Source organism: Nostoc sp. (assembly GCF_036919495.1).
Lineage (GTDB): Bacteria > Cyanobacteriota > Cyanobacteriia > Cyanobacteriales > Nostocaceae > Nostoc.
Genome location: NZ_JBALBZ010000018.1, coordinates 1 through 9493, shown reverse-complemented (window position 1 = coordinate 9493; position 9493 = coordinate 1). Strand labels below are relative to the sequence as shown.

Sequence of the window (9493 nt, the reverse complement as noted above, 5' to 3'; positions counted from 1 at the left end):
TATTAAATCAGGGTGAGTTAGTTATTAAATGGCATCGAAAGATAAAAAACAAGGGTAATAGTGGCTATGTTGCAATTTAAATGCCGATTAGCTTAATTGAGATGATCTTACCTTAACAGAAAGATTGCTGCACTAAAATCGCCCTGTAATTTATGGCTTTTGTTAGTTCTTTTTCACATCACGAGCCATATTGAGAAAGTAGTCGTCAATTTTGGCATTAGGACGACGGCGGGTAGTAGCGGCGGAAATTTTAGGAGTGTTATCCTGATTCGTTTCAATTTGCTCTTTTGCAGAAGCTTGTTTTATACCTTGCTCCTGATTAGATTCCAAGAAATAACCAGAGCTATTGAATCCAAACAGGTTGCCAAAAAAACCAAAGAAATTTCCGAAAAAATTGGAAACACTTTGGAATAAAACACCAAACAAGCCTTGAATCCGAATGAACAAGTTCCGAACAGTTTGAGTTAGACGAAACATAACAGCACCCTCTATGATTGCCTATTATCATTGTGACTTAATTCTAATAAGAGGAATGGTGTTATGCAAAAAATTTACCAGGCATAGGCGTGATACCATTTTGGATTGTGGATTTTAGATTTTGGATTGGAAACCGCTTAGTGTATCTGGGTTTTCTCTGTCCATTTGTCGCAATCATTTTTCAAATTGGTATGAAAGCAGGGAAAATATATTACAGGTTACATTTGAAACATTTATACTTGGCACTACTAACCAGATAACTGCGTCAACTATCTTGCAGCTAAATTACTGTATCAGTTTTCCTCGTGCAGCAATTTAATGTTGATATGGAAGGAAATATAACCAATTAATCTCATTTAGTAAGCAGAAGTAATGGCAACTCAGTTCTGGGAAAAAAGCATAGAAATTAATGCTACTTTAACTAACTTACTATTTAAGCCTGTGCGTAGAGGCTTACTCCTATGTCGCAGCAAGCTACGTAAAGTGTCTGGTATTGCGCCTAGTCGCCTCATTCATCAAGGTTGGTGGCTTTTAAGGAAGCGTCTGCTGCCATTATTATGTCTGATATCATTCGTTGTGGTATTACTACTCAACACTTTTGCCCCTGCTGTTGCCCAACTACCTCCTCAACCTCGTCAAGAAATTCGGGGGGTGTGGCTGAGTGGTAATGATTTTAGCGTTTTCCGAAATCGCTCGCAGGTGCTTACAGCCATGAGTCAACTGCGGCAGTTAAACTTTAACACTGTTTATCCAGTAGTGTGGAACGATGGCTATACATATTACCCTAGCGCCATCATGAAAAAAATGGGTATTCCCTTCTTCTTCAAGGGAACAGATGGACAAGATGTAATTGCAGACATTATCAGCCAAGCCCGCAGAGAAGGCTTACTAGTAATACCTTGGTTTGAATTTGGTTTCATGGTTCCCCTCAGTTCGGAACTCGCATCCCAGCATCCAGATTGGCTGACACAAAAGCGGGATGGGACTCAAACTTCAATTAGTGCTGCGGGTGAAGTAGCGTGGTTGAATCCGTTTCACCCGGAAGTGCAAAAGTTTATCACCGGACTCGTGATGGAAGTCATTACTCAATACGATGCTGATGGCGTTCAATTTGACGACCATACGAGTTTACCTGTGGATTTTGGTTACGATAAATACACAATTAGTCTATATACTCAAGAAACTGGCAATCCTCCCCCGCCCAATCCCCAAGCCCAAGCATGGATAAAATGGCGGGCAGATAAAATCAGCGCATTCATGGTAGACCTCCAGCAAACTGTGAAAGCTATAAAACCGAATGCTATTTTCTCAGTTGCTCCTAATTATTATGATTTCGCCTACAAGCTGCAACTGCAAGACTGGCTCAACTGGGTACGGTTGGGTATTGTCGATGAGTTAGTTATGCAAGTATACCGTAATGATTTAGAAAGTTTTATCGCTCAAATTAACCGCCCAGAAATTTTAGAAACAAAACAAGTTATCCCAACTGGTATCGGTATTACGACGGGGTTACGAAATCGCCCAGTTGCCTTACCACAAATCCAATCCCAGGTGCAAGCAGCGCAACAACGCGGTTTGGGTATCGGCTTTTTCTACTACGAAAGTCTTTGGGATATTGCGCCTGAACCAGCAGCACAACGACAGTCAGCATTTGCGGCTCTTTTCCCAAATTCAGCGTTGCGTGATATCTCTCAAAATATACCCCGCAAGCCAAGTTTTGATACCATATCCCTACCTCTATACACAAAACCTTCTCTCGGTCAACGGGTTCGTGGCTATTTTTTAGAAATGGCGATCGCAGGTGGTCAACCAAGGCGTATCTTATTAGATACTGGTTCAGCAGGGCTGCGAGTTCCCAAAGAGTTTTTAGGTAATGCCCCTATCCGCAGAACGGGACAAAATATCAAGGAGGTATTAAGTGATGGTACTATCCTGGAGGGAGAATTAGTTTATACTAACATCCGATTTGGTTTGCTTCCCGCCGCAGAACCCGTTCCGGTACAGATTGTTACTAGCCGCCAATGTACTGCCCAAAAGCCTAATTGTTCAGCAAAGAATGGTGTGCCATTTTCCGGTATTATCGGTGTCAACTATTTTGAAAAGTCACTTCCCTATAATCCGTTGAGAAAATTACCAGGCAATTTGAGTAATGGATTTATCGTGATTGGAAATGGTGGTAGTAACAAGAATGGCAGTTTAATTCTCGGTTTAACTGCTGATAATCAAGCAGATTTCAAAATGGCTGCTTGGAGTCAACAAAGCGAAATTAATGGTGTACCTGGGAACAGATGGGACTCTCGATTGAGCAAAGTTTGTTTAACTCTTGCTGGAAGTACTGCTAAAAATTCTTGTAATGGCACAATGATTGCTGATAGTGGAACTATTAATGGTTTGACTGAATTTAAGTCAGCTTCCACAGCAGGTAAACTCAAACCAGGAGTATTGCGCTCAACAAATGCTTTAAAAGTAGCAATTAATGGCATTTTTGATTACAGCCTGACACCAGGAACCCGCGATGGATTTAATCGCTGGAATTTAAGTATCTCACCACAGGCAGAACTTCCTATATCTGTAAATACTGGCATCGCATTTTTTGATAAATACGATGTCCTCTTTGACCAAGTTAATGGAAGACAAGGTTTTCGCACTCGCCGTCAAGAGGAAAATAAAGATTTGCTCCCTCAGAAATAATGATAAAGACCACTGTTGTCTATCAAGCGAAGTTAGAGAGGTTTAAACAGGTTATTATAATTTCTGCCCTGCGTAAATTGATCGCACTTCGCCATTACGGCGGATAACAGCTTCACCATTACTCACATCGACTAATGTCCAACCGCTTTCGCCGATACTTTCACCCATATTAATGCGGCGAGTCACGCCATCAATTTTAAACAAAGCGGCAGATTTATTACCTAACTCTAGTAATCCTTCTAAGGTATTACTCGGAGCATCTGCGATCGCAACTGCCGGATATACTTGTTCCTGGGTAATAGTTGGTTCTGACTCTGGGGCAAGTGCTGCGCGTAATGGAACTACTGGTAATGCAGGCAGAGGGCTGGGTGTTTGCCGCACGGTAATCGGTGCAGTTTTCGCAGTTACAGGTTTAAGTTCGGCTCTTACAGCCGCAGCTAACATGTTGACGGTTACAGGTTTGGCGGCTTGTCGCACTGTATTCAGAGCACTTTTCACAACATTCGGTTGAGATTCTTGTAACGCACTCGCAACTCGTGGTAAAAGTGTAGGACTACCGGGAATAGCCGGCAGTGCGTAGCGCATTGGCGACGGCGCTTGATAAACGGGAACGTAGATGCGCTCAACAACGCTTCCAGAACGGTTGGGGGCTGGTGGTGTGTTGTTAGCTAGAAGTGGAAGTGATGGTAGATTACCAGTTGTTTGCCTGTTACCAAAGCCTATTTGGTTAATATTTGCCTGACTGGAAAATCCTGAACTGACAGATTTTTGATTGGGAGTTTCTCCTTGCTTATCTATAACTGCCAGCGATTGCAGCATGTAGTCAACCAAATCTGCCTCTATTTCTACTTTTGTTGGTAACTGTGACTGCGGTTGCGGCACTAGAACACCTGGCACGGTCAAGTTGTTATTTAATAGATATACGACTCCAGACTGTACCAAGTAGATAGTACCAGCGATCGCCACGCCTAAAGTTGTTCCCACCATCAGCAGTTTGCCCAAATTATGACTACTTTTCTGACGCTTTCGACTAACTCTTTTTACGGTGGCGGTGTTAAATACAAAGGTACTCAAGTGTTTGTGGTTATCTTGAGCAACTGACTGCACTGGTTGGTTTACCGTGTTCGGTAAGATAATCTGCGGCATCGTCATAACAGTTTGCACCACGTTTTCTTGAGGTGACTGGCGTTGAGGTTGGGGAGAAACTCCAGCAACAAACTGGTTCGATTTCTTCTGCCTACTGTGCCTAACGGTTTGAGAAAGTAGATTACTACTAACATCCAGAATGGAGTCGATATCGGCAAAGAGTTCATCCATTAAACCATCAGCATAGTTTTCTATCGACCAAGGCTCGTTGGCGATTAAGTCTTCTGATGGTTCCGGTACTATGAGACGGGTGCTGGCTTCTTGTAACATAGACTTTCTGGGTTGTTGCTAGGACGAGGAAACGCCGCGCCTACTGCCTGGGAATTAGGATTACAGATAAAATATCCAATCTGCCGTCTGATTGAGACGAGTTGGTTGAGCGTTGGTATTAAAGTCAACTTTAATCTGGGGATTGTTGATGATGCCACTACTAATATTTATGTCATCTATCATACCAGTTTCCCTCCCTACTACTATACTCAGTCTTTATCAAGCTTGTGTTAAGCTAATGCTGGAAACTCCGGCTGGCTCTTAGTTCTACGCAATTCTAAATATAATAATAAAGCGTTAACATCGGCTGGGTTTACACCACCGATACGTGCAGCTTGACCAAGAGTGAGTGGTTTTACGTGAGTTAGCTTTTCCCGTGCTTCTTTGGAAAGGGTATCAATTGTTGTGTAATCCAAATCAGCAGGTAACTGGCGGTGCGCTTGGCGGGCAATTTGGTCAATCTGATTTTGTTGCCTAGCGAGATAGCCAGAATACTTGATGTCAATTTCTGCGCCTTCTTTCTCAGCGCGGTTGAGATTGGCGTTTCCAAGGGCGAATCTGTCGAGGTCAACATAATGGAATCCGGGACGGCGCAGCAAGTCGTTGAGGGTAATTGAACCTTTAATTAATTGCTGGGTATTAGATGCGATCGCTATTCCTATTTCATCATGTTCTTTGACTCGTGTGGCTTGCAATCTTTGTTTTTCTGTGGTAATATTTGCTTGCTTTTGGGTAAACAGATCCCAACGGCGATCGTCAATTAAACCAATTTCCCGTCCCAAGGGTGTCAAACGTTGGTCGGCATTGTCAGAACGCAATATCAATCGGTACTCAGACCTACTGGTAAGCATCCGATAAGGTTCGCGCAGGTCTTTTGTACACAAGTCATCAACTAGCGTCCCAATGTAACTTTGCTCGCGGGCAAAGACAATCATTTCTTGAGAGCGAACAAATCGAGCTGCGTTAATTCCCGCCACCAGCCCTTGAGCTGCGGCTTCTTCATAACCTGTAGTGCCGTTAATCTGCCCAGCACAAAACAGTCCAGCAATCTTCTTGGTCATCAGTGTGGGGTAACACTGAGTTGCAGGTAAATAGTCATATTCCACAGCATAGGCCGGACGCAGCATCACACATTTTTCCAAACCGGGGAGAGTCCGTAACATTTGCAGTTGCAAATTTTCTGGTAACCCTGTGGAAAACCCTTGGATATAAAGTTCGGGTATATCCCGTCCTTCTGGTTCAATAAAGATTTGATGGCTTTCCTTATCGGCAAAGCGGACAATTTTATCTTCAATACTGGGACAATAACGCGGCCCTTTCGCTTCCACCCAACCGCCATAAACTGGCGACAGGTGCAAATTTTCTTGAATTAGGCGATGGGTTTCGGCAGTTGTGCGGGTGATATAGCAAGGCATTTGTTCCCGTTCTACCCACGCCTCCGGATCAAAGCTAAACCAGCGTACATCTTCATCCCCTGGCTGGATGAGCATTTTACTATAATCTACCGATCGCTTGTCTACCCGCGCTGGAGTTCCAGTTTTGAGTCTTCCAGTTTCAAATCCCAAGCGATTTAGGGTTTGTGTCAATCCTTCAGCCGCAAATTCCCCAGCGCGTCCGGCTGGCATTGATTTGTTGCCAACCCAAATTTTACCGCCCAGGAAAGTGCCAGTCGTCAAGATGACTGCTTTACATTGGAACCCGACACCAAAATAAGTTTCAACGCCGATGACTTCACCGTTAGCGCCCAGCACTAAGTCTGTTGTCATACTTTCGCGCATTGTCAAGTTTTCTTGGTTCTCGACAATATTCTTCATCACTGCTGCATATTCGCGCTTGTCTGTCTGGGCGCGTAATGCCCAAACAGCAGGCCCCCGTGAAGAGTTGAGGATACGTTTTTGTAGGTAGGTGCGGTCTGCTACTTTACCAATTTCTCCGCCGAGTGCATCTACCTCATGAGTCAACTGAGATTTGGCCGGGCCACCCACTGCTGGGTTACAAGGTTGCCAAGCGATTCTATCCAAGTTGAGCGTCAATAGCAGGGTACGACAACCGAGGCGTGCAGAGGCGAGAGCTGCTTCGCAACCGGAGTGACCTGCACCGACGACTATGACATCAAAAGCGTCTTGGAATTCAACGGAATTGTGCATGGTCATACTTACAGGATCAACAAGCTGAGAGTTCTTTTCAATTTTAACTGTTCCAGTGGTTTCATGGATGTAACTTTCTGATAAAAAAGTTATCAAATTTACTAGTACTAAATTAAAGACAAGTTTCTTTTTTTAACTTGAGCAAGAAGTCAAAAATATAATGTTTTTAAAATTTGTGACAAATTTCCGGGTTATTTATCACAACTATTGTTCACATATTTAGCCATCAGCACCAATTTAATTATTACTGGTAGATATTAAACATGCATCCAACTACAGTTTAATACCAATAAATTATTCTTATTTTTAATTATTAAGAATATATATACTAAGAAATTTATTGATTTTATTTTTGAACCAACTCAGCATTTTTTTACAAATGAAGCTCACCATTAAAAAGAGAAAAAATATTACTAGAGAAATCAAACAAGCAACTTTCATCAGTATAGTTATTTTGATGATTTTTGTATTAGTAGCTAGTAATGAGATTACCCACTATAAAGTTGCTATAACCGCTCAACCATTAAACGGATGCTTGATTACTGATTCGTTACCTTGTACAGATACCTCTAAAAAGACAACATCAGAAGCATTTGTTCCCGATCCTAAATTAAATGCTCAACAGCGTTTCTTATCTGCGATCGCTAGGAAATTACCCAAAGTTCCCCAGCCTGGTACTTATGAATATATTTTGCTGCGAAACTATGGCGCAGTCTTTGTAAATCAAGATGTCGAAATTAAACTACCGCAAAAAGATATTTTTGCTAATGAGCAAGAAACCCAAGAGTTTCAAGGTAGTTTAACAATGGGTCATGTTGATGGCACTAAGGATTGTTATTTACAAAAATCGGCGGCTAATGCTTTAAATAAAGCGCGAATCCAGCAACAGATACCACTAAAATCTGGTTATGGTTCTGGCGATTGTACTCGTACTTTCAACACGAATTTAAGATTTTGGCAAAAATATGCTAACAATCAAGTTTTGGCAAAAGTTCAACAGGGCAAAGAAACAAAAGTTCTCGGTTTAGTTGCACCTCCTGGAACTTCACAACATCTTTGGGGATTAGCAATTGATTTACACGTAAGTAGTAAAGAACAAAGAAAAGCTCTTAATCAAAATGGTTGGTTTCAAACTGTACAACATGATGTTCCACATTGGACTTATGTGGGTTTAAGTGAAGAGAATTTACCTCTATTTGGTTTTAATAAACAAATTGTCCAGGGCATTACTTATTGGATTACGCCACTTTAATTGTTAGATAGCATGAAAACTTGGGAATACTAAACTTAAATGTGTATTGTCAGGGATTTAGGTATGCCAAACGAAGCTGCTAACCAAGAGCAAGACTTCTGCTCCTAATCTATGGGCGACAGTGGAACAAGGCTACCTTAAAGTAGCTCTCAAGGAAGGATTGGGTGAGTCTAACGGCAGTAGCTATTTTACCCTGAGCGTTAGCCCCTGGCTTAATTTTCCAGACTGCACAGTTATTTTTGCCCTGCTGCATTAGTATGTCAAAATAAAAATACCCGATACATCAAGGTGAGCGATCGCTCCAAAAGCTAGATTAAAGGATTGACCTGAGCAATGGCAGACCCAACCAATCACAATCAAGCGGGAGAAGTAGCTCCCAGCACAGTTGACAAGCAAGCTCCTAGTGTGGCTGAAGAACACGCTCCTAGTACAGACTCACCCGAAGCAACAGACCTTCCTACTGCTAACACGCCAGATCCGAAAGCTGCAAACCCCGAAGATAACCCTAATGCTGCTAAACCAGCTGCTGCATCACCCAAGCGAGAAAAACCCGCAGCCGCAGCCGCAACAGGAGAAAAACCCGCAGCCGCAGCTAAAGCCGCCAAAAAGGAAAAAGCCCCATCTGTTGAAGATAAGCCATTTGTCGAGTTCATTGAGCAAGACTACTTGCCAGCTTTACAAAAAGCGATCGCTCAACAAGGCGTGAAAGATTTACAGGTGTCTTTTGCCAAGCAGAAAGTGCCAATAACTGGCTTTGAATCCGCCGAAGAATGCTGGCAAATTATCGGCAGTTGGAAAGAAACTGGTCTGCGTCAGTTTAATCTGTATTTCCCAGAAGAAGATATTCAAGGGAAAAAGGGATTTTCCTGTAATGAAGGCAAAAAACCTAGCACTTTTGAGTCATTCTTAATTGATGAGCGCAAAATTACCCTCGATTTGTTGGTATATGGCTTAGTTCAGCGCTTAGGCGGTCAAAAGTGGTTAGGTATAAATTAGTCATTGGTCATTAGTCATTGGTTTTTTTAACAAAAGACAAATGACAAAGGACAATTTAAAGTTCGTGGAAATGGTAGATAACGGCTCCAGTATTAGGGTCGTTATCTATTTTTACATAACCTGATTTGTACATTTCATTGAGAGTAGCTTCAACTTCAGCAAAGCTAGCTCCGGTAAACTTTACGCCTTGAGTGACAGTTAAAATACCACCTTTGCTTTCTGCCGCTTCGATCAGTTTAATCATCAGTTGGTTGCCTGTTGGGTGGTGGACTTGAGAGGCAACCACGGCTTGATTTAACGGCACACCGAAGGGAGATACACCCGCTTTTAATCTCAGCTTGTGTTCGTAGTTGTTAACCATATCGGTGATAAAGAACAAATCCACGATCTGCCCTATACCAAACACACCACCAGTCAACAGCTAGGGTGTTGACTTTGTGGGAAAACCACTCAGAAAAGTTCATGCAAATTTTGTGTCGTCATCTGATGTTGAAAATACAATTTTCCTTTTTGA

Annotated in this window: 7 protein-coding genes and 1 pseudogene; 3 read left to right on the top strand and 5 right to left on the bottom strand. The window is 42.4% G+C overall.

Annotation, left to right across the window (positions count from 1 at the left end; all coding sequences use genetic code 11):
* Positions 1-162 precede the first annotated feature (162 nt).
* Positions 163-477 carry a threonine dehydratase gene (locus tag V7K25_RS02005; protein WP_335154597.1) on the bottom strand — a complete coding sequence of 105 codons (315 nt, stop codon included), beginning with the start codon at positions 475-477 and terminating at the stop codon, positions 163-165.
* A 372-nt stretch (positions 478-849) separates the two neighbouring features.
* On the opposite strand from V7K25_RS02005, the gene V7K25_RS02000 reads away from it, so the two are divergent.
* Positions 850-3168: a glycoside hydrolase family 10 protein gene (locus V7K25_RS02000; protein WP_335154595.1), complete on the top strand. Its 2319-nt coding sequence runs from the start codon at positions 850-852 to the stop codon at positions 3166-3168.
* 54 nt (positions 3169-3222) lie between these two features.
* On the opposite strand, the gene V7K25_RS01995 is transcribed toward V7K25_RS02000, so the two are convergent.
* From V7K25_RS01995 to mnmG, 3 genes are read right to left on the bottom strand one after another with little or no spacing between them, the layout of a single operon-like run.
* On the bottom strand, positions 3223-4584 hold the full coding sequence (locus V7K25_RS01995) for a hypothetical protein (protein ID WP_335154593.1): 1362 nt from the start codon (positions 4582-4584) through the stop codon (positions 3223-3225).
* Between the two features lie 60 nt (positions 4585-4644).
* A complete protein-coding gene (locus V7K25_RS01990; protein WP_335154591.1) occupies positions 4645-4767 on the bottom strand; it encodes a hypothetical protein in 123 nt (40 codons plus the stop codon).
* Positions 4768-4814: 47 nt separating this feature from the next.
* Positions 4815-6737 (bottom strand): tRNA uridine-5-carboxymethylaminomethyl(34) synthesis enzyme MnmG, encoded by a 1923-nt coding sequence (gene mnmG, locus V7K25_RS01985; RefSeq protein WP_335154599.1) that lies wholly within the window; start codon positions 6735-6737, stop codon positions 4815-4817.
* Positions 6738-7110: 373 nt separating this feature from the next.
* Here mnmG and V7K25_RS01980 point away from each other — a divergent pair, with 373 nt between their 5' ends.
* Both V7K25_RS01980 and V7K25_RS01975 read left to right on the top strand, forming a co-directional pair.
* Positions 7111-7983, top strand: coding sequence for a D-alanyl-D-alanine carboxypeptidase family protein (locus V7K25_RS01980; RefSeq protein WP_335154590.1), 873 nt, complete (start codon positions 7111-7113; stop codon positions 7981-7983).
* Between the two features lie 333 nt (positions 7984-8316).
* On the top strand, positions 8317-8979 hold the full coding sequence (locus V7K25_RS01975; RefSeq protein WP_335154588.1) for a DUF2996 domain-containing protein: 663 nt from the start codon (positions 8317-8319) through the stop codon (positions 8977-8979).
* 55 nt (positions 8980-9034) lie between these two features.
* Here V7K25_RS01975 and V7K25_RS01970 read toward each other — a convergent pair.
* Positions 9035-9400: pseudogene (locus V7K25_RS01970) on the bottom strand (hypothetical protein); the annotation flags it as partial.
* Positions 9401-9493: the final 93 nt, after the last annotated feature.